This is a genomic window from Streptomyces gobiensis (assembly GCF_021216675.1).
GTDB classification, from domain to species: domain Bacteria; phylum Actinomycetota; class Actinomycetes; order Streptomycetales; family Streptomycetaceae; genus Streptomyces; species Streptomyces gobiensis.
The window spans coordinates 4557032-4576876 of sequence record NZ_CP086120.1; the positions used below are offsets into that span (position 1 = coordinate 4557032).

General features: G+C 68.8%; 20 protein-coding genes. 13 read left to right on the forward strand and 7 right to left on the reverse strand.

Features of this window, described 5'->3' with window-relative positions:
- Window positions 1-621 (reverse strand): TetR/AcrR family transcriptional regulator, encoded by a 621-nt coding sequence (locus test1122_RS21220; protein WP_232270744.1) that lies wholly within the window; start codon window positions 619-621, stop codon window positions 1-3.
- 184 nt (window positions 622-805) lie between these two features.
- On the opposite strand from test1122_RS21220, the gene test1122_RS21225 reads away from it, so the two are divergent.
- From test1122_RS21225 to test1122_RS21235, 3 genes are all read left to right on the forward strand, one after another.
- Entirely contained in the window at window positions 806-2341 is a 1536-nt protein-coding gene (locus test1122_RS21225; RefSeq protein ID WP_232270745.1) for an APC family permease, read from the forward strand.
- Window positions 2342-2417: 76 nt separating this feature from the next.
- Window positions 2418-3536: an agmatine deiminase family protein gene (locus tag test1122_RS21230; RefSeq protein WP_232270746.1), complete on the forward strand. Its 1119-nt coding sequence runs from the start codon at window positions 2418-2420 to the stop codon at window positions 3534-3536.
- A gap of 77 nt (window positions 3537-3613) precedes the next feature.
- Window positions 3614-4114, forward strand: a complete 501-nt coding sequence (locus tag test1122_RS21235; RefSeq protein ID WP_232270747.1) for a DUF2165 domain-containing protein — start codon at window positions 3614-3616, stop codon at window positions 4112-4114.
- A 251-nt stretch (window positions 4115-4365) separates the two neighbouring features.
- Here the strand turns inward: test1122_RS21235 and test1122_RS21240 are convergent, their stop codons facing one another.
- Together test1122_RS21240 and test1122_RS21245 are read right to left on the reverse strand one after the other, a co-directional pair.
- Window positions 4366-5802, reverse strand: coding sequence for a sensor histidine kinase (locus test1122_RS21240; protein WP_232270748.1), 1437 nt, complete (start codon window positions 5800-5802; stop codon window positions 4366-4368).
- A gap of 19 nt (window positions 5803-5821) precedes the next feature.
- Complete coding sequence (locus test1122_RS21245; RefSeq protein ID WP_232270749.1) at window positions 5822-6532, reverse strand: response regulator transcription factor; 711 nt, start codon at window positions 6530-6532, stop codon at window positions 5822-5824.
- Window positions 6533-6800: 268 nt separating this feature from the next.
- Here test1122_RS21245 and test1122_RS21250 point away from each other — a divergent pair, with 268 nt between their 5' ends.
- The 5 genes from test1122_RS21250 (at window position 6801) to test1122_RS21270 (ending at window position 11958) form a co-directional block, all read left to right on the forward strand.
- Window positions 6801-7577: an amino acid ABC transporter ATP-binding protein gene (locus test1122_RS21250; protein WP_277879867.1), complete on the forward strand. Its 777-nt coding sequence runs from the start codon at window positions 6801-6803 to the stop codon at window positions 7575-7577.
- 60 nt (window positions 7578-7637) lie between these two features.
- Window positions 7638-8564 (forward strand): glutamate ABC transporter substrate-binding protein, encoded by a 927-nt coding sequence (locus test1122_RS21255; RefSeq protein ID WP_232270750.1) that lies wholly within the window; start codon window positions 7638-7640, stop codon window positions 8562-8564.
- Between the two features lie 123 nt (window positions 8565-8687).
- Window positions 8688-9335, forward strand: a complete 648-nt coding sequence (locus test1122_RS21260; protein ID WP_232270751.1) for an amino acid ABC transporter permease — start codon at window positions 8688-8690, stop codon at window positions 9333-9335.
- Window positions 9332-10195 carry an amino acid ABC transporter permease gene (locus test1122_RS21265; protein ID WP_232270752.1) on the forward strand — a complete coding sequence of 288 codons (864 nt, stop codon included), beginning with the start codon at window positions 9332-9334 and terminating at the stop codon, window positions 10193-10195. Before test1122_RS21260 ends, test1122_RS21265 begins: the two co-directional genes overlap by 4 nt.
- Window positions 10196-10389: 194 nt before the next feature.
- Entirely contained in the window at window positions 10390-11958 is a 1569-nt protein-coding gene (locus test1122_RS21270; RefSeq protein WP_232270753.1) for an FAD-dependent monooxygenase, read from the forward strand.
- A gap of 9 nt (window positions 11959-11967) precedes the next feature.
- On the opposite strand, the gene test1122_RS21275 is transcribed toward test1122_RS21270, so the two are convergent.
- The gene (locus test1122_RS21275; RefSeq protein ID WP_232270754.1) at window positions 11968-12975 is read right to left on the reverse strand and encodes a GNAT family N-acetyltransferase; all 1008 of its coding nucleotides are present in this window, start codon (window positions 12973-12975) and stop codon (window positions 11968-11970) included.
- 58 nt (window positions 12976-13033) lie between these two features.
- Window positions 13034-14014, reverse strand: coding sequence for a TAXI family TRAP transporter solute-binding subunit (locus test1122_RS21280; protein WP_232270755.1), 981 nt, complete (start codon window positions 14012-14014; stop codon window positions 13034-13036).
- A 78-nt stretch (window positions 14015-14092) separates the two neighbouring features.
- Between test1122_RS21280 and miaB the strand changes: the two genes are divergently transcribed.
- Both miaB and test1122_RS21290 read left to right on the forward strand, forming a co-directional pair.
- Window positions 14093-15577, forward strand: coding sequence for a tRNA (N6-isopentenyl adenosine(37)-C2)-methylthiotransferase MiaB (gene miaB / locus test1122_RS21285; RefSeq protein WP_232270756.1), 1485 nt, complete (start codon window positions 14093-14095; stop codon window positions 15575-15577).
- A 245-nt stretch (window positions 15578-15822) separates the two neighbouring features.
- Window positions 15823-16530, forward strand: coding sequence for a class III extradiol dioxygenase subunit B-like domain-containing protein (locus test1122_RS21290; protein WP_232270757.1), 708 nt, complete (start codon window positions 15823-15825; stop codon window positions 16528-16530).
- Between the two features lie 79 nt (window positions 16531-16609).
- Here the strand turns inward: test1122_RS21290 and test1122_RS21295 are convergent, their stop codons facing one another.
- Window positions 16610-16861, reverse strand: coding sequence for an antitoxin (locus test1122_RS21295; RefSeq protein WP_232270758.1), 252 nt, complete (start codon window positions 16859-16861; stop codon window positions 16610-16612).
- 26 nt (window positions 16862-16887) lie between these two features.
- Window positions 16888-17163: a hypothetical protein gene (locus tag test1122_RS21300; RefSeq protein WP_232270759.1), complete on the reverse strand. Its 276-nt coding sequence runs from the start codon at window positions 17161-17163 to the stop codon at window positions 16888-16890.
- A gap of 182 nt (window positions 17164-17345) precedes the next feature.
- On the opposite strand from test1122_RS21300, the gene miaA reads away from it, so the two are divergent.
- The 3 genes from miaA (at window position 17346) to dapF (ending at window position 19734) form a co-directional block, all read left to right on the forward strand.
- Entirely contained in the window at window positions 17346-18293 is a 948-nt protein-coding gene (gene miaA / locus test1122_RS21305; protein WP_232270760.1) for a tRNA (adenosine(37)-N6)-dimethylallyltransferase MiaA, read from the forward strand.
- A gap of 104 nt (window positions 18294-18397) precedes the next feature.
- Window positions 18398-18820, forward strand: a complete 423-nt coding sequence (locus test1122_RS21310) for a hypothetical protein (protein ID WP_232272023.1) — start codon at window positions 18398-18400, stop codon at window positions 18818-18820.
- Window positions 18821-18852: 32 nt separating this feature from the next.
- Entirely contained in the window at window positions 18853-19734 is an 882-nt protein-coding gene (gene dapF / locus test1122_RS21315; RefSeq protein WP_232270761.1) for a diaminopimelate epimerase, read from the forward strand.
- Window positions 19735-19845 lie beyond the last annotated feature (111 nt).

Consider the following 19845-nt stretch of genomic DNA (forward strand, 5'->3'; position numbering starts at 1 on the left):
CTAACTCGCCAGCCCGTCGAGGATCGAGGCGAGGCCGCGCTCGAAACCGCGGTCGTCGAGCCCGGCCAGCCCGCTCTCGTGCCCAGCCGCGCCCATGAGCGAGTCAGCGAGGGCCGGATACCCGGGTCGGTACGCCTCCGGTGGGCGGGCGAAGCCCGCCGTGAAGGTCTCCAGGGCGGAGCCGAGCACCAGATTGTCGATGGCGGCCGCGGCCTCGGCCGCCGTAGCGGGGCCGCAGCCGCCCCGCATCAGCGTGGCCAGCAGCGCGTCGTAGCCGCGCAGCGCCTTCTCCGCCTCCACGCGACGCCGTGCCACCAGCGGGATCACGTTCGGATGGCGCAGATACACCTGGCGGTAGCCGCGGGCGTACTCGGCGATTCCTTCGCGCCAGTGCGGCCGCTCGAGCGGGCTGAGATCGATCTCCTCATTGATCAGCTGTGAGGCCGCGTCGAGGACTTCCTCCTTGGAGGGGACGTGGTGGTAGAGCGAGGCCCCGCGTACTCCGAGACGCTGTGCGAGGGCCCGCATCGTCAGTGCCTGATGGCCCTCCGTATCGAGGATTTCGAGAGCCGCGCGGGCGATGATCCGGGGGCTCAGCCGTGCCTGACTCGGTCGGGCCATCCGCTGTGTCCTCCCCCTCCCGGCACCTTCCCCGTTGATCGACCAGGCCAGGTTACTCGCCCGGAGGGCTTCACAGGCAGCGAGGAGCGGGCTAAGGTCCCCGCAATCCGCTGCCTAACATTGTTAGGTTTACTCCGGGGCGCGCCAACGCTTTCGGCGAGTTCCGCTCTCCATGAGGTGCACGATGAACGAACCCTCCCTCCCCGGGGCCGCCACGGCCCGGCAGGACAGCGATTCCGCCCGACTGAAGGAACTGGGCTACAAGCAGGAGCTGCGTCGCAGCCTCGGCGTCCTGGGGAACATCTCCATGGGATTCGCCGTGGTCTCCCCGGTCGTCGCGCTCTACGCGGTGGCCATGGTCGGAACGGTCATCGGCGGGCCCGCCTGGGTGTGGGCTCTGCCGGTGGTCCTGCTCGGCCAGTGTCTGGTCGTCAACGTCTACTCCGAGCTCGCCTCGCAGTGGCCGCTGGCCGGTGGCGCTTACCAGTGGGGCCGCCGCCTGCTGGGGCCCTCGTTCGGCTGGATGAGCGGCTGGGTGTGGCAGTTCGCCGTGATGTTCGGCAACACCACCGTGGCGTATCTGGCGGCTCCCTGGGTCTTCGCCCTCATCGGCGTGGTCCCCACGCCGGGCGGCCTGGTCGCGGTGGGCGTCGGTGTCCTGCTGCTGTGCACGCTGGTGAACGCCTATGGCATCAACATCCTGCGCCGGTTCGTCTCCCTCGGCATCGCCGCTGAGGCAGTCGCCTCGGTCCTCGTCGGCTTCGCGCTGCTGCTCTTCTTCCGCGAGCACGGCTTCTCGCTCTTCTTCCAGACCATGGGCGCCGAGGTGCTGTCAGGCGGTTCCACGGCGATGGCCTTCCTCGCCGTCCTGGCCGTCGCGGGCTGGGCCTTCATCGGCTTCGACGCCTGTGTCTCCGCCTCCGAAGAGACCAAGGAGGCCGGCCGGCAGGTGCCGCGCGCCATGTGGTGGGCGCTGCTCAGCGTGGGCGCGGTGGTCATCCTCAACGCGGTGGCGGTCGGCATCTCGCACCCGGACCCGGAGTCCGTCGTCCTCGGCGAGGACCTCGACCCCGTGACCACCGCGGTGGTCGCCGGCTTCGGCTCCTGGTCCGACAAGCCGTTCGTCATCGTCGTTCTGATCGGCTTCCTGGCCTGTGCGATGGCGTCCCAGGGCGGCGCCGCCCGCGGTCTGTTCTCACTGGCGCGCGACGGCGTCTTCCCGTTCTCCAAGCAGGTGCGGAAGGTCAACAAGCGCAAGGCCCCCATCGGCGGCCTGATTACGGCCACGCTGGTCAGCTGCACGGCCCTGATGCTCGGCCTGAACGCCTCAGCTATCGGCAGTCTCATAGCGTTCGGCACCGCGGCCACCTTCCTGCCGTTCTTCCTGGTCTCCCTCGCGGCGCTGATCGCTCGCCTCCGCGGCAGCTGGGTGCCGTCGGGCCATATCCGGCTCGGCGGGCTCGGCACCTTCCTCAATGTGCTCGCGGTGCTGTGGACCAGCTTCGAGCTGGTCAACGTCTGGTGGCCGCGGGAGATCCTCGCCGAGCCGGGCGCCCCCTGGTACCAGGTCTGGGCCGCGCTGCTGGGCGCCAGCGTGGTCCTCACGGTCGGTGTCGTGTACCTGCTCGTCAAGCGGCCGCAGGACAAGCTGCGCGAGCCCAGGCCGGCGGCTGAGGCGAACGAGGAGGAGTCCCGCACCCTCGCGACGGACTCCTCCTGAGACTCCTGAGCCGGTCAGCCGGGCACCACACCCATCTGTTCTTTGTCGAACTGTGGTCCAACTAAGGAGTGACCCCATGCACGTTCCCCGGATGACCCGGCGGCGCTTCGGCGTCACCGCCCTGGCGGCCGCGACCGCCACCATGATCGGAGTCCGCCCGGCAGCGGCTGCCACGGTCGCCGGAGAGATGTTCCGGGCGCCGGCCGAGTGGGAGGCCCACTCTGGCTGTGTGATGGCCTGGCCATGGGACCGGACCGTCGGCTGGGGCGGGCTGCTCACCGATGTCCAGGCCGAGATCGCCGCCATCGCCCGCAGCGTCGCCCGGTTCGAGACCGTGATCATGGTGGCCGAACCGGGCACGGCCGATGAGGCACGTCGGCAGTGCGGCGACGCGGTCACGGTCATCGAGTACCCGATCAACGACTGCTGGACCCGGGACACCGGCCCGGTCTTCGCCCTGAACGCGGCAGGGACGCAGAAGATCGGCCTCGACTTCGACTTCAACGGCTGGGGCAACAAGTATCCGTACGACAAGGACGACTTGCTGCCCGTCGGCGTGTGCGAGTACCTGGGCGTGGAACGGGAGCCCGTCGAGATGGTCCTGGAGGGCGGTGCTGTCATCACCGACGGGCAGGGCACGCTGATCACCACCGAGGAGTGCCTGCTCAACCCCAACCGGAACCCTGACATGACGCGGGAGCAGATCGAGGACACCTTGCTGGAGGCCTACGGAGCCAGCAAGGTCATCTGGCTTCCGTACGGCCTCAACAACGACGACATCACCGACGGCCACATCGATCTCTGCGCCGCCTATCTCGCCCCGGCCAAGCTCCTCCTTCACACCCAGCCCGACACCAGCAACCCCAATCACACCCGGATGGCGGCCAACAAAGCGGTGCTCGACGGCACTACGGACGCGAATGGCCGCAGCTTCGAGCTGGTGGAGATCCATCAGCAGCCCCACTTCACGGTCAACGGGCTGCTCGTGGAGACGTTCAGCTACACCAACTACTACGAGACCAGCGGCAGCGTGGTTGTCCCGACGGCTCAGACCGCGGAGGACGACATCGCCCTGGCGCAGTTCCGCGCGCTGTTCCCCGACCGCGAGGTGATCGGCATACCCACGCGCACACTCGCCTGGGGCGGTGGCGGCGTCCACTGCGTAACGCAGCACATTCCCGCGACGACCGGGTAGGCGCAGGACGCTGTCGGTGCCGACTGTCATGATGGTCCCATGACCGAACGTGGGGATTTCCCGGGGGCGGAGGGACGATGACCCGGCTGGGAACGCTGCAGGTCGCGGCTGCCGCCCTGACCGGCAGCGTGGCTCTGTACATCACGCTCGTCGTCTTCGGCAATGTGACCGACTTCGACACCAACCAGCGCTTCGTGCAACACGTCCTGGCGATGGACACGACGTTCAAGGACGAGGACCTCATGTGGCGGGCGATTGAATCGCGCTGGGTTCAGAACGCCGCCTATATCGCCATTATCGTCTGGGAGGCCCTGACCGCGCTCGTCCTTGTCCTGGCCACGGTGTTGTGGGCGAGCGGCTGGCGCCGCCGGTCCTTCGCCCGCGCCCGGCGGATGAGCACGCTCGGTCTGACGATGTTCATGCTGCTCTTCGGCGCGGGCTTTGTCGCCATCGGCGGTGAGTGGTTCGCCATGTGGCAGTCCTCGCAGTGGAACGGCCTGGAAGCGGCCACCCGCAACTTCATGTTCGCCGGCTTCACACTCCTACTGGTCAACCTCCCCCGTCCCCAACGGGAGTAGACCCCCACCTGTTGTGGGCAGTCGTTCCGCAGGGCGGAACGGGTGGGCACAACACCCGGCTACCGTCCCGCACCCGTCCACCCCCGGGGCCCCGGGGCGCAAGCCCCGGTTCCGGGAAGGGGCGGGCTTAGGGGAAACCCACCGGTGCCACGCGGCGGAGCCACACATCGGCACAGCCGGGAAGGGGCCGGGATACGGGGAAACCCACCCACGGCACCCCGCACCCGGGGGTGGAACCCCGCCGCGCTCGCTCAGGGAGCGTTCCGTGGCAGGGTGATGGTCACCCGCAGACCATGGGGCTCATGCGGCGCGTACGAGATCGTCGCCCCGCCCGCCGCCAGCAGCGCCCGGGTGATGGAGAGGCCGAGCCCGGAGCCGGAGACGTTCTGGTGGCGGCTGCTGCGCCAGAAGCGGTCGCCGATCCGCTCCAGTTCGTCCTCGGCCAGCCCGGGCCCCCCGTCGGCCACCACAAGGGTGACCTGCTCGCCATGCGGCGTGACCGTGACGGTCACCGACTCGCCCCCGGGCGTGAACTTCAGCGCGTTGTCGACAACCGCGTCCAGCGCGCTGGAGAGCGCCACCGGATCGGCCCAGGCGGTCACCGCCGTGTTCCCGTTCGTACGCAGCTCAATGCCCGCACGGTCGGCGACCGGCCGCCAGGCGGCCACCCGTTCGGCGGCCAGCCCGGCGACATCCGTGAGCCGCAGATCGGCTGCGGAGTGCTCGGCCAGGGCGAGGCCGAGCAGACCGTCCAGGACCCGGGCAAGCCGCTTCCCCTCCGCCTGCAAGGAGGCGAACTCCTCGCTCCCCTCCGGCAGTTCCAGGCCAAGCAGCTCAATCCGCAGCAGCAGCGCGGAAAGCGGATTGCGCAGCTGGTGCGAGGCGTCGGCGACAAAGGCACGCTGCTGCTCCAGCACATCCTCGACATGGTCGGCCATCTCATTGAACGACCGGGCCAGCCGCCGAAGCTCAGGCGGCCCCCCGGCAGCGGCGACCCGGGACTTGTGCTGTCCGGTGGCGATGTCATGCGCGGCCTTGTCCAGGATACGTACGGGCCGCAGCACCCACCCCGCCAGCCGGAAGGCGGCGCCGACGGCGAGCAGCATCGCGGCGGCCTCGCCCGCCGCGAGCGGCAGCCAGGCGTGCAGGGTGCGGGAACGGAGCTGGTCCGTGGGGGAGTCGGTGAGGACGACCGCGACCACATCGCCGTCCCGGATGACCGGTGAGGCTACCGCTATCCGGCCCCGCTGCCAGGGCCACACCTGGGACGGGTCATGGCTGCGGCGGCCGGCCAGCGCCTCGGCGAAGGCTTCGGCGCCTTCGCCTTCCTCGGGTACCCGCCAGCCCTCGGGGGCGGCGGCCATCTCCTCGCCGTTCCGGAAGAAGACCCCGGCCCGGATGCCGTAGAGCTCGTGGTAGCGCACCAGCTCCTCGCGGAGGGTGTTCAGCCGCTCGTCCTGCTCCTTCTCCCGGGCGTCCTGGGCCACGGCGGCAGCACCGCGGGAGCCCACGCCCGGCCGGGAGGTGACGAACTGGGCGAGCGAGGCGAAGCGCGCGGTGTCATCGATCCGGTCGACGACGGCCCGCTGCTGCTCGGCGGCCGCCATGCTGACGGCGAGCGGAAAGCCCAGGGCGAGCAGTACACCGGCCATCAGGATGATGAGGAGGGGGAGGAGGCGGGAGCGCACGTAAGGGACCGTACGGGCGTCAGGCGGCCGGGGTGATCAGCCGGTAGCCAACGCCCCGTACCGTCTCGATCAGGGCGGGCAGCCGCAGCTTGGATCTGAGCGAGGCCACATGCACTTCCAGGGTGCGGCCGGTCCCCTCCCAGCTGGTGCGCCACACCTCGCTGATGATCTGCTCCCGGCGGAAGACAACCCCGGGGCGCTGTGCGAGCAGCGCGAGCAGATCGAACTCCTTCCGGGTCAGCGAGACCGGCTCGCCGTCCACGGACACCTGGCGGGTAGGCAGCTCGATCACCATGGCGCCAAAGCGCAGCGCCTTGGCGGCCGGCTGCTCCTCTTCGGTCGGCTCGGGGTGGTCCTCGACCGTGGTGCGGCGGCTGACGGCATGGATACGGGCCAGCAGCTCACCGGTGTCGTAGGGCTTGACGACATAGTCGTCGGCGCCCAGATTGAGGCCATGTATGCGGGACCGGACATCGGCCCGCGCCGTCACCATGATCACGGGGGTGCTGGTGCGGCGGCGGATCCGCCCGCACAGCTCGAAGCCGTCCTGGTCGGGCAGTCCGAGATCGAGCAGTATGACGGAGAAGGGCGCCGCGCCGTCCTCCGGCAGCAGCTCCTGGAGGGCTTCCGCACCGTTGCCCGCGTGCACGACCTCAAAGCCGTGCCGCGTGAGTACAGCGGACAGCGCCGCGGCGACATGATCGTCGTCCTCGACCAGCAGCAGCCGCATGGGGCCTCCTCTCGCTCTCATCCTGCGCTCATCCCGCTCTTCGTGTGCCGACTATGCATCCACGCCCACTGGCTCGAGTGAGTCAAGGGCACCTCGATCCTTTATGGGTTTCCGTTATGCAGCCGGTACGCCATCCAGCGTGCCTTTTGTAGTGAATGTCCAGCCGTGGCCGGATCGTTATGCTCAAGTTCAGCTCAGATGTGGTGACGTTAGTTCCCGCACGTCAATAAGGTCCCCTCAATCGATGAGGACGGAGCGAGTGACGCCGATGAGCGAAGTATCGGTGACCGAGGACACCGCGTCAGCGACGGAACCCCTGGTCGTACTGGACAACGTCAATAAGCACTTCGGTGCGCTGCATGTGCTCCAGGACATCGATCTGACCATCACGCGCGGCGAGGTGGTTGTTGTTATTGGTCCCTCCGGGTCCGGCAAATCAACGCTGTGCCGCACCATCAACCGGCTGGAGACCATTGACTCCGGTCAGATCGCCATGGACGGGAAACCGCTGCCCGCGGAGGGCAGGGAGCTGGCCCGGCTGCGTGCCGATGTGGGCATGGTCTTCCAGTCCTTCAATCTCTTCGCGCACAAGACAGTGCTGGAGAATGTGACGCTGGGGCAGATCAAGGTACGCCGCCGCTCAACGGCCGAGGCGGAGAAGCGGGCCCGTGAGCTGCTGGAGCGGGTCGGCGTCGCCAACCAGGCCGACAAGTATCCGGCGCAGCTCTCCGGCGGCCAGCAGCAGCGGGTGGCTATCGCCCGTGCGCTGGCGATGGAGCCGAAGGTGATGCTCTTCGATGAGCCAACCTCCGCGCTTGACCCCGAGATGATCAACGAGGTCCTTGAGGTCATGCAGCAGCTGGCCCGGGACGGTATGACGATGGTCGTCGTCACCCATGAGATGGGCTTCGCCCGCTCCGCCGCGAATCGCGTGGTCTTCATGGCGGATGGGCGGATCGTCGAAGAGGCGACCCCCGACCAGTTCTTCAGCAACCCGCGCAGCGACCGGGCCAAGGACTTCCTGTCGAAGATCCTGCAGCACTGACACTGACGTCGGTCGCAGTTCGCAGGCTGACGCATGAGACGACACAAAGGGACGCTCTTTATGAAACTCCGCAGGACCGCCGCCGCCACCGCCGTTGTGTTCGCACTGACCGCAGCCGCCACCGCTTGTGGCGGCAAGGAAGGTACGCCGGGTGAGAACAAGTCGCCGGGCGCCGAGGGCAAGCCCGATCTGCCGACCTACACCGTCGCTGAGAACGTCAACATAGACTCACCGGTGATCAAGGCGGCACAGAAGCGCGGCAAGCTCGTCATCGGCTCCAAGGAAGACCAGCCCTACCTTGGCTTCAAGGACCCGAGGACAAAGAAGTACGAGGGCTTTGACGTCGAGATCGCCAAGATGATCGCGGCCGACCTGGGCTTCGACCCGGAGAAGGACATCGAGTGGAAGACGATCGACTCTTCCATCCGTGAGACCGCGGTCTCCAAGGGCCAGGTCGATCTGATGATCGGCACCTACACCATCAACGACGAGCGCAAGAAGCAGGTCGACTTCGCCGGTCCCTACTACATGGCGGGGCAGGACCTTCTCGTCCGTGCGGACGAGAAGGACATCAAGGGCCCCGACAGCATCAAGGGCAAGACGGTCTGCTCGATCAAGGGCTCCACCCCGCTCCGTAACATCACGGAGAACAAGGACAAGTACGGCGCCAAGACGATCGAGCTGGGCAAGTACACCGACTGCGTCAAGCAGCTGGTCGATGGCCAGGTGGACGCGATCACCACCGATGACGCCATCCTCAAGGGCTACGCCGCCCAGCGGCCCACGCAGCTGAAGGTCGTCGGTGAGACCTTCAGTGACGAGCCGTACGGCGTCGGCGTCAAGAAGGGCGACAAGGCCCTGCGCGACGCGGTCTCCGATGCCCTCGAAGCGCATGTGAAGAACGGCGACTACAAGAAGGCCTACGACGCGACGCTCGGCCTGTCGGGCTCCGAGTTCGTCGACCCGCCGGCTCTGGACCGTTACTGATCCGGTGAAACGGTGAAACGGTGAAATACCGCCCCGTATGCCCGCGCTTGGGCGGGCATACGGGGCGCGATCCATCCTGCCCGTCCCGCTGACCGCCCGCGCGGAGAAATCGCGGAGATCTCGATGAATGTACTGCTTGACCATTTCGCGTTGTTCCGCGACGGGTTCATCGGCACCGTGTCGCTGACCGCTGCCAGCGCGCTGATCGCCCTGGTGCTGGGCGTTGTGATCGCCGGCTTCCGGGTCTCACCCGTGCCGCCGTTGCGGGCTTTCGGCACGGTCTGGGTCACGGTGCTGCGTAATACGCCGCTGGTGCTGCTCTTCCTGGTCGCCTTCTTCATTCTGCCGATGGTGCTCTTTCCCGGAATGAGCCCCTATGTGCTGGCAATTCTGGCACTGGGTTTCTACACCTCCTCCTTTGTCTGTGAAGCAGTCCGCTCGGGCATCAACACGGTCGCGGTCGGACAGGCCGAGGCAGCCCGCAGCCTGGGCATGACCTTTATGCAGACCCTGCGGCTCATCGTGCTGCCCCAGGCGACGCGCACCGTGCTGCCGCCCATGAGCAGCATCCTCATCGCACTGACGAAGAACTCAGCGATCGCCGGCGCTTTCAGCAACACCGAACTCTTCGGTGTACAGAAGGACCTGAGCGATATGGGCTTCAACATCATGGTCGTCTTCCTCTGGATCGCTCTCGCGTATCTGATCATCACCTTCTCCATCAGCGGTGTGTTCCGCGTACTGGAGCGGCAGATGGGGGTCGCGCGATGAGTTCCGTCCTCTACGACACACCCGGCCCCAGGGCCAAGGCGCGCAACCGCATGATGTCGGTCCTCGGTGTGCTCGCTGTCGCCGGACTGATCACACTCAGCATCGTGCGGCTTGCGAACACCGGGCAGCTGGCGCCGGAGATGTGGGGCATCTTCCAGTACAGCGGGATCATCGAGGGCATCGCCGACGGCATCGTCCGCACTCTGCAGGCCTTTGTGCTGGCAGGGATACTGTCGCTCGTGCTGGCTGCCGTGCTGGCGGTAGCCCGGCTCTCGGACCACTGGCCGGTCCGCTGGTTCGCGATGGCCTTCATCGAACTGTTCCGGGCTGTCCCCCTGCTCATCACCATCTTTGTGATCTGGGTGGGATTCCTGACCGACCAGCCCATGTGGGCGCTGGTGCTCGGACTGACCGTGTACAACGGCTCCGTCCAGGCCGAGGTGCTGCGCGCCGGTATCCTGGCCGTGCCCAAGGGCCAGGTCGAGGCCGCCTACGCGCTGGGTATGAGCAAGACCCAGGTCATGGTCACCATCCAGATCCCGCAGGCCGTACGCGCCATGCTGCCCGCGGTGATCAGCCAGCTCGTGGTCACCCTGAAGGACACCTCGCTCGGGTTCATCATCGTGTACGAGGAGCTTCTGCAGGCCGGGACGCTGCTCGCCAGGAACACCATCGTCAATGGTGACAATCCCTATGTCACGGTGATTCTCGTCATTGGTGCGATCTACATCGCCATGTGTATGGCACTGTCCGCCCTCGCCACCTGGATCGAGCGGCGCGGCCGCCGGGCCAGGACCGGCATCGAGGTGGCGAAAGCCGCACCCGTCCTGGAGGCAGGTGACGTGACCCAGCCGGACTGACAACCACCCGCCAACACCCGGCGAGACGGTGTGCGGGGCAGCGGTACGCGTACCACGGCACCGCACACCGTCGGACGTCACTTGACGCCGGAACAGGCAGTGGGTTGCATACGTTCTGTGATCACGCACCAGGGCCGCTTGGCGTCAACTCCCCCTGCCCGTAAGGTCCGCGAGGACAGCGAGGGCTGCCTGCCGTGGACCCGGTGATCGTGGTCGGCGCGGGCCCGGTCGGACTCGCGCTGGCGCTGGCGCTCGCGCGGCACGAGGTGCCCTCGGTCGTGCTCGAGGCCGGGGACGGTGAGACTACCCCACGCCCCGCACGAAGCTGTGTCCTGCGGCCCGATACGGCGGCGCTCGCCCGGCGACTGGCCGGCACGGGCGCCGCCCTGGACGGCGCGCACTGGAAGGTGTGGCGGACGCTGCGGCGCCGGCAGACCATACGACAGGAGGACTTCGCCCCGGCCGACGCGCCACTGCATCTGCACCAGCACGCGCTGACCGAAGCGCTACGCGCCGCCGTCCGCCGTCAGGATCTGATCCATCTCGCCACCGAGGGCAGACTCACCGGACTGGAGCAGCACGGCGACGGCATCAGCGCCCACACCCGGGGCCCACGGGGCACCTCCTGGCACGGCAGCTATCTGGTCGGCTGCGACGGCGCCCGCTCGACCGTGCGTAAGCTGCTCGCCATCCGTTTCCCCGGGCGTACCGCCGTGGAGCGGCACGCCGTGGCCGCGCTCCAGGCCGGACTCCCCTGGCCCGATGAGGCCCTGCTGCACCGCGAGCCGCCCGGCCCCGGCGGCGAGATCTCCGCCCGGGCGCTGCCCGACGGCGTATGGCGGCTGGACTGGCTGCTGCCGCCGCGCGGCGACCTGGTCACCCCCGAAGCCATGCTGCGCTGGATCAACGCCACCCTCACCCGATGGACAGGGCAGCCGGAACCACGCTACGAACTCCTCGACACCGGCGTACACACCGCACATCAGCGGCTCGCCCGGCGCTGGCGCTCCGGGCGTGCCTTTCTCGCCGGGGACGCCGCCCATCTGCTGGGCGCACTGGGCACCCAGAGCGTCGACGAGGGGCTACGGGACGCCGACAACCTCGCCTGGAAGCTGGCGCTGGCCTGGCACCACGGAGCGTCCGGGGAACTGCTCGACAGCTACGAGGCCGAGCGGCGAGCCGCCGTCGGCGCCCGGCTGCGCGCCCTGGACCAGGCGCTGCCACTGGTCCGGGGAAGCGGCGGGCTGCGCACCCTGCTGCCGGGCGGCTCGCGTGGCCCTCTGACGCTGCTCACGGACGGTCACCTCGGCCGGGGCTCCCTGGGTGCCCCCGGCGGTTACGCCCGCTCACCGCTGGCGGCACCGCCCGAGGTCACCCGGGAAACGGTCGGTACGGGGCTGGGCGAGGTGGCCGCCGACGTTCCGGTGACCGCGCTGGACGGGGTGCGGCAGCCGCTGTGGCAGCGGCTGGGCCGTGAGCTGCTGGTCGTGCTGGTCGCTCCCGGCACCCGGGTCTGGGACAGCCGGCACTGGCTGCGTGCCGGTCTTATGCCCGAACTTGCCTCGGCTGTGCGGACCTTGCCGCTCCCCGCCGAACTTCTGGTCGCCGAGAGCTACCCGGGCGCGGCCGCTCACACCGTCCTGGTCATCCGCCCGGACGGCCACCTGGCCGCCGCCCTGCCGGGCGCCCAGCCCCGTGCGCTCCACGCGTGCGCGGCGGCACTGTGCATGAGGTCCAAGCCCCATGCGCTGCCCAACTCGTGATCACGCCGCCTAACTCGTGATCACTACGGCCAGTACCGCCAGCCAGCACACCGCCACCAGCGACGGAAGCAGCACCATAATGATCCCGGTAGGCGACGCGCTGAGCCATTTCCCGCCCTGGTCCCCGATGTTCCGGCTCACTATGCGGTGCCCACCGTGCCAGGCCATATAGTCCTCAAGCTCCGTCACGGCCTGCTTGCGCGCCTGCAGATAGCGTCGCCCGAAGCGCAGCATCTGCGAGAAGGCGACCGACGCCCCAAAGCCGATGATCGCGATAATGATGGCAAGACCGCGGGCGGTGTGCTCCGACTCGGCCCCCTCCTTGCTCAGCGTGAACGCGGTCGCGGCGGCCAGACCGGCGGTGATGTAGAAGAAGTTGTTGAGCTTCTGCCAGTTGGTGCTGTCCTCGTGCTTGTATAAGTCGACGGAGATCGCGTACTGCGCCTGCAGCATGGCTTCGCGGGGCTTGCGCCAGATCCACACCACGCGCGGCCGTCCATCGGGCGGCGTAAGCCGGGTCAGCTCCTGGAAGCCGACCTTGCGGTGGAAGCGGGCGGAGGCGTCGTTCGGCGGCTCACAGACCACGGCCGCGATGACCGGGCTCTCGTGCCACTGCTCCAGCACGTGGTAGTAGAGCATCGAGGCGATGCCGGTACGGGCCGCATCCCGGGAGACACAGATCTGCTTGATGACCAGGAACTTACCGAGCACCGACTTGAAATGACGGTTCAGCCACTCATCGGGCTCCACCTGGTCATCGCTGTACGCCATGATGAAGCCGAGGACATCGCTCCCTTTGAGCGCCACATAGAAGTGCTCGGCGGTGGTCAGCCGCGCACGGTAGGTGTCCGCGCCATAGGCGGACACCAGGAATCCCTCCTGACGTGCGGTGTGGGGTTCCGTGCCGTCCAGCGCCCGCGACTTGGCGAGTGCCACGATCCGCTCTACATGATCTTCGGTGGCCCGGACGATCTCGATCCGCTCACCCGTACGTCCGTGCTCCGATTCCCCGGTCATCCGTGTGCGTCCCCTCGTTACGGCTGCCGAAGGTCAACTTACCCTGCCTCACGCCCAGTCAGGGCTTGACCGCCCGGTAGTAGCGCTGGGCGCCCTCGTGCAGCGGCAGCGGGTCCGTATAGATCGCCGTACGCAGGTCGACCTTCTGGGCGGCGTGGACCTCACGGCCGATGTGGTCACGGCTGCTGATCAGGGATCGGGTCAGGCCCTCGGTCAGCGCGGCGTCCGTACGGTCCGTGGTGACCAGCAAGTTCGCCACGGCCACCGTCTTGACCGCCTCGCCGCGCTGAACGGCCGGGTACGCGTCCGCGGGCATGACCGCCGCGCGGTAGTGGCGGGCCTGCGGCTCCTGGGCATGCAGTTCCGGGATGAGACCGCCGAGCTCCACCAACCGGATATCGGTGCGCTGGGCGAGATTCTGGATGGCCGTCGTCGGCAGCCCACCGGTCCAGAAGAAAGCGTCCAGCTCGCCCTTCTCCAGCAGCCCGGGCATCGTGTCGATGCCCTGATAGACCGGGGTGATGTCCCGTTCGGAGTCGAGCCCCGCAGCCCTGAGCAGACGGCGCGCGATCGGCCGTACTCCGGACCGCCGCTGGCCGACCCCCACCTTGAGCCCCTTCAGATCCTCGGCCTCCCGGACCGTGGAATCCGCCGGGACGATCAGCTGCACATAGTCGTCGTACAGCCGCGCACAGGCCCGCAGCCGCCCGGCGTCCTTGCCGCCCTTCTTCAGATACTCGGCGGCCACATCCGACTGCGCGATGGTGAACGCCGCCTCACCGGAGATCACCCGCTCAATGTTCTGCACCGAACCCTGACTGGGCTGGAGCACCAGCTCGACGTCCGGCAGATCCTGCCGCAGCCGCTCCTTGAGCAGCGCGCCGTACCGGTCGTACACGCCCGTCGGCACCCCCGTCGCGAAGGTGACCGGACCACTGGGCGCCGGGCTGCCGCCCGGCAGCAGCCACCACAGCAGCAGCCCGAGCGCCACCACGACCACCCCGGCGGCCTGCAGTATCCGGCGTCTGCTGCTCTCCATGGCCTGGATCCTGCCATCCCGCCCACCGGATAGGGAGAGGCGAGGGTGCCCGTGGACCACGTACCCTGGTCGATTGAGATGACTGCGAAGACTTATGAGCTGCGGACGTTCGGCTGTCAGATGAACGTCCATGACAGCGAGCGGATGGCGGGGCTGCTGGAGGACGCCGGATATGTCCGGGCGCCCAAGGACGCCGACGGCGCCGATGTCGTCGTCTTCAACACCTGTGCGGTGCGGGAGAACGCCGACAACCGGCTCTACGGCAATCTCGGCCAGCTCGCGCCGAAGAAGGCGGCCCGGCCCGGAATGCAGATCGCTGTCGGTGGCTGTCTCGCACAGAAGGACCGCGACACCATTGTGAAGCGGGCGCCCTGGGTGGATGTGGTCTTCGGAACCCACAATGTCGGCAAGCTGCCGGTGCTGCTGGAGCGGGCCCGTATCCAGCAGGAGGCGCAGGTCGAGATCGCCGAGTCGCTGGAGGCCTTCCCCTCCACGCTGCCGACCCGGCGGGAGAGCGCGTACGCCGCCTGGGTGTCCATCTCCGTCGGCTGCAACAACACCTGCACCTTCTGCATCGTTCCGGCGCTGCGCGGCAAGGAGAAGGACCGCCGGCCCGGCGACATCCTCGCCGAGGTGGAGGCGCTGGTCGCCGAGGGCGTCACCGAGATCACGCTGCTCGGGCAGAACGTCAACGCGTACGGCAGCGACATCGGTGACCGTGAGGCGTTCAGCAAGCTGCTGCGTGCGTGCGGCCGGATCGACGGTCTGGAGCGGGTCCGCTTCACCTCGCCGCACCCGCGCGACTTCACCGATGACGTGATCGCCGCGATGGCCGAGACACCCAACGTCATGCCGCAGCTCCATATGCCGCTGCAGTCCGGCTCCTCCCGGGTGCTGAAGGCGATGCGCCGCTCGTACCGGCAGGAGCGCTTCCTCAGCATCATCGAGAACGTGCGTGCCGCGATGCCGGACGCCGCCATCTCCACCGACATCATCGTGGGCTTTCCCGGCGAGACCGAGGAGGACTTCGAGGAGACCCTGCACGTGGTGCGCGAGGCCCGCTTCGCGCAGGCCTTCACCTTCCAGTACTCCAAGCGGCCCGGGACGCCCGCCGCCGAGATGGCGGGGCAGATCCCCAAGGAGGTCGTCCAGGCCCGCTACGAGCGGCTGGTCGCCCTTCAGGAGGAGATCTCCTGGGAGGAGAACAAGAAGCAGGTCGGCCGCACCCTTGAGCTGATGGTCGCGGAGGGCGAGGGCCGCAAGGACGGCGCCACCCAGCGGCTGTCCGGGCGGGCGCCCGACAGCCGGCTGGTGCACTTCACGCGCCCGGACGAGCCCGTGCGCCCCGGTGACATGGTGACCGTCGAGATCACCTACGCGGCCCCGCACCACCTGCTGGCCGAGGGCCCGGCCAAGTCCGTACGCCGCACCCGCGCGGGGGACGCCTGGGAAGCCCGCCACGCCGCCCCGTCGGAGAAGCCCTCAGGCGTCCTCCTCGGCCTCCCCAAGGTGGGCGCGCCAGACCCCCTCCCAGCCCCAACCGGAGGTTGCAGCGCCTGCTGAGTGTCCTCCCCAGCCCCGCCCCTTCCCGAAACTGGGGGCTCGGCCCCCAGACCTCCGGTCCTCAATCTCCCCCGGGAGGTGCTCCGGGGCGGGGTCGATTTTCGAGCCCGTCCTGGGGGCACCTCCCAGCGTTAGCTGGGGGAGATTGAGGACGAGTTCGGGAAGGGGCGGGGCTGGGGAGTCCCTCCGGGGCACGCCCGGTGCGGCGCTCGCTCGGGGGCCCGGCCACCCATAAGCTGCGCTGCATGCTTGTAGCCGCTGCCGTCTGCCCCTGCCCCCCGCTGCTGGTGCCCGACGTCGCCGGGGGCGCCGCCCACGAGATGGACGACGCCCGGGCCGCCTGTTACGACGCCGTGGGCGTCCTCGCCGCCGCCCGCCCCGACCGGCTGGTCGTCGTCGGCCCCGCCGGGCGGCCCTCGCGGGGTGCGTTCCCGCCCGGCAGCCGGGGGTCCTTCCGGGGCTTCGGAGTTGATCTGGAGGTCACCCTCGGCCATGGCGAAGGCGGGCCCCGCGCGCTGCCGCCGTCGCTCGCCGTTGCCGCGTGGCTGCTGGAGCGTACGGAGTGGAGCGCCGCTCCCGTAGAGGGGCTGGGGGTGGGCGAGCCGCTGGACCCGGAGCGGTGCGAGACCGTCGGCCGGGAGATCGCGGGTGAGGATGAGCGGGTCGCGCTGCTGGTGATGGGGGATGGCAGCGCCTGCCGCACCCTGAAGGCGCCCGGCTACTTCGATGAGCGGGCCGCCGCCTTCGACGCGGCGGCCGCCCGCGCCCTGGGCGCAGCCGACACCGCCGCGCTGGCGGCACTCGACGCGGAGCTGGCGTTTGAGCTGAAGGCATCCGGCCGGTCCTGCTGGCAGCTGCTGGCGGGCGCGGGGGAGAAGGCGGGCCTGCGCGGAAGCCTGCTGTACGACAGCGCCCCCTACGGCGTCGGCTACTTCGTGGCCAGCTGGTCCTGACAGCTCGTCCTGACACGGCACGGCCGCACAGCTCCACAGCTGTGCGGCCGATGCGCGAAGGACGGCGGCGGGGACGGGGTCAGGACCCGTCCTTGTCCTTGCCGTTCTTGTCGTTCTTGTTGTCCTTGTTGTCCTTCGTACCGTTCTTGTCGTCCTGCTCATCGGAAAGGCGGCCTACGGCCTCCTTGGCCTTCTCGGTGCCCGTCTTGATGCGGTCGCTGTACTTGCCCTTGGTCTTGGCGTCCACCGCTTTCGCGGCCTTCTCCAGTCCCGTGCCGACCTTGTCTCCGTGCTGTCCGAGCATGCTCTTGACCTTGCCCATGAAGCTCATGGCGGTCACCTTCCCTTGATCTGCGACTACTTACGGGCGCCTTCGCCGGCCTCGCTGTCGGCGGCTTCCTCCGCGGACTGCTGCTTCGGAATGTCCACTCCCTCGGCGGTCGAGGCCTCGTCCGACTCCTCCGTCTCGTCGGAGCCCTTGATCGTATCGGTCTCCCCGGCCTTCTCGGCAGTCGCCTTTTCGGTCTCCGTCGTCGTCTCCGCGCCCTCGGATTCCGCACTCTGGGCGGCGGTGGGACCCTCCTCGGTTGACGCATCCGACGACTTACGACGGAACCAGGCAAAAACGCCCATAATTTCTCCAGACCTTACTCGTGTGAGCGAAATCCCGAGCCTCCCGGAGCGTCTCCTTGCGCTGCCGGGGGCACCGGTCCGGGAACCGGCTGTCGGAACCTCGCAACAGGCAACGACGCCCACTGCGGAGCGTCACGTCGCTCATTCGTGAAGCACCTGGGAGGTTTGCGAGACTTACGAGTGTGAAATGCGCAGCTCCCGTTCCCCGGGTCATCGCCGTTGTCGGTCCCACCGCGGCCGGAAAGTCCGATCTGGGCGTCACCCTGGCCCAGCGGCTGGGCGGCGAGGTCATCAACGCCGACTCCATGCAGCTCTACCGCGGTATGGACATCGGCACCGCCAAGCTGAGCCCGGCCGAACGGCAGGGTGTCCCGCACCACCTGCTGGACATCTGGGATGTCACGGTCGCCGCCAGCGTCGCCGAGTACCAGCGGCTCGCCCGCGCCGAGATCGACCGGCTGCTCGCCGAAGGCCGTATCCCCGTACTGGTCGGCGGCTCCGGGCTCTACGTCCGTGGCGCCATCGACGCCCTCGACTTCCCGGGTACGGACCCCGCTGTCCGCAACCGGCTGGAGGAGGAGCTGGCGGAACACGGCTCCGGGCCGCTGCACCAGCGGCTGGCCGCCGCCGACCCCGAGGCGGCCCGGGCGATCCTGCCCAGCAACGGCCGCCGGATCGTCCGCGCGCTCGAGGTGATCAAGATCACCGGCCGCCCCTTCACCGCCAACCTGCCCGGCCCCGGCCAGGACCGGGGGGTGTACGACACCCTGCAGATCGGGGTCGATGTCGAGCGGCCCGAGCTGGACGGGCGGATCGCCACCCGGGTCGACCGGATGTGGGCGGACGGGCTGGTCGAGGAGGTACGCGCGCTGGAGGCCGCCGGGCTCCGGGAAGGCCGTACGGCCTCCCGCGCCCTGGGCTACCAGCAGGTTCTCGCCGCCCTGGCCGGAGAGTGCACCGAGGATGAGGCGCGCGCCGAAACCGTGCGCGCGACCAAGCGCTTCGCACGCCGACAGGACTCCTGGTTCCGCCGGGATCCGAGGGTGCGCTGGCTCAGTGGCGCCGCCGACCGGAGGGCGGAGCTCACCGAGCGCGCCATGGCGTTGCTCGAACGACCGGTCACAGCCTGATCACGTGATGGCATCGGGACGCTCCTGGCGGCCTGGTGGGCCGTGCGGACGTGCCATTATCAACGATCGAGCCGCAATGCCGTGAGTTGGGAGGGCGCGTGGCGATGGAGGCCGGCCCTCGTGACAGCGACGACCCCACCCTGGATCCGCTGACCGACGACCCCGCGGAGACCTCCGGGGTGGACGGTGGTGAGTTCTATGGCGAGCTGCGCCCACCGCGGCGGCTGCGGATCTGGCAGCTCGCCCCGATCGTCGGCCTGGCCGCGATCGGTTCCCTGATGTTCGCCTTCCCGCTCGCCTTCGAGCTCGGCGACGGCGGCGCGGTCATCGCCATGCTCGGGCTGCTGCTCTGCGGCTGTGCCGCAGGCTGGGGCATGATGGCGGCCCGCCGGGTGGGCTACTCGCTGCCCGGACTGCCGCCCCGTGGCTGTGGCCGCCGCCAGGACTGGCGGCTGATCGTGCTCTACACCGTGATCTTCGGCGCCTTGGTCGCGCTCGCCATCTGGCGGGTCGCACGGCTCAAATAGGGTCGGCACGGCCCCTCCCGTACGATCGGTGTGTGAGCAGCGCAGCGCAGCCGATCGCCTTCCTCAAAGGGCATGGCACCGAGAATGACTTCGTGATCGTCCCCGACCCGGACGGGCGGCTCGAGCTGTCCCGGGCCGCCGTCGCCCGGCTGTGCGACCGGCGGGCCGGGATCGGCGGTGATGGGCTGCTGCGGGTCGTACGGTCCGCGGCACACCCCGAGGCGCGGGCGATGGCCGCGGAGGCCGAGTGGTTCATGGACTACCGCAACAGCGACGGCAGTGTCGCTGAGATGTGCGGCAACGGCGTCCGGGTCTTCGCCCGCTGTCTGGAGCGGGCCGGGCTGGCCGAGGCCGGGGATCTCGCGATCGCGACCCGTGCGGGTGTCCGGAAGACGCACCTCGCCAAGAGCGGGGATGTCACCGTCTGCATGGGCAAGGCGCTGCTGCCCGACGGGCCGCAGGGGGATGTCACCGTCACGGTGGGGGAGCGGAGTTGGCCGGCCCGTAACGTCAATATGGGCAATCCGCATGCCGTCGCCTTCGTCGAAGACCTCGATCACGCGGGCACCCTGCTCAGCATGCCCACCGTCACACCGGCCGCCGCCTATCCGGACGGCACCAATGTCGAGTTCGTCGTCGACCGGGGCCCGCGCCATGTCGCCCTGCGCGTCCATGAGCGTGGCTCCGGCGAGACCCGCTCCTGTGGCACCGGCGCCTGTGCCGTGATGGTCGCCGCCGCTCGTCGCGATGGCGCCGACCCGGCCGTGGACGGCGACCCCGTCACCTACACCGTGGATGTTCCCGGTGGACGACTGCTGATCACCGAGCGGCCGGACGGGGAGATCGAGATGACCGGTCCCGCCGTGATTGTGGCCGAGGGCACCATCGATTCCGGCTGGCTGTCGCTTCGTTGATCTTTATGTCCCGGCATATGCGTAGCTCGAATAGGTGATACGTACCACGGTGGGCAGGAGCTGGGCCGCAGCGGGTGATGAGGTCGATAACATCAGGCATCTGACGCTGCG